We start from the raw sequence: 575 nt of genomic DNA, 5'->3' as shown, positions 1-575 counted from the left end.
CATGATGCTTTTAAAGTTTGGGTTATCGATTCAAAACTTGCTGATAATGTGAATGAGTATGAACAAGCGTGGAAATTTCAATTATCTGATAATTTCTATCTAGGTAAACAAGGTCTAATTTTGCAATATGGTGAATATGACATTGGACCATATGTGGTGGGCTTGCCACGCTTAACCATTCCTTATGATCAATTAAAAGGAATTTTAAAACCGCAATATTTCCCTGCAGAAATGCAAGTCGATCAACCGAACAGTTCTGCGCCAGTGGCAGACAACAAAACGAAATCATAATGTCTTTGAGACTGTTTGATACCCATACCCATTTCGATGTTCCTGATTTTGATCAGGATCGAGAGGCGTTGGCGTACCAAGCAAAACTGGCTGGGGTTGAACATCTGGTTTTAATTGGTTTTTTACAGTCTCGTTTTCAAGATTTGATCCAAACTCAACATGCGCTAAACCAGTTAAAGAATGCACCCCGTAGCCATCTAGCGCCCGGGTTGCATCCTTTTTATATTGAGCAACATGATTTAACTCATCTCAATGCACTCGAACAGATTCTTCAAACAGAACAG

General features: G+C 39.3%; 2 protein-coding genes. Both read left to right on the top strand.

Annotated elements, in window-relative coordinates:
* Window positions 1–291, top strand: a 291-nt coding sequence (locus ACTHTS_RS10950; RefSeq protein ID WP_440370049.1) for an RsiV family protein, incomplete at its 5' end; no start/stop codon positions are given.
* Window positions 291–575, top strand: a 285-nt coding sequence (locus tag ACTHTS_RS10945) for a TatD family hydrolase (protein WP_440370048.1), incomplete at its 3' end; no start/stop codon positions are given. The genes ACTHTS_RS10950 and ACTHTS_RS10945, both read left to right, overlap by 1 nt.

Source organism: Neisseria sp. P0019.S003, assembly GCF_051957115.1.
GTDB lineage: Bacteria > Pseudomonadota > Gammaproteobacteria > Burkholderiales > Neisseriaceae > Neisseria > Neisseria flavescens_D.
The sequence above is the reverse complement of the archived record's forward strand: the minus strand, read 5'-3'. Positions and strand labels throughout refer to the sequence as shown.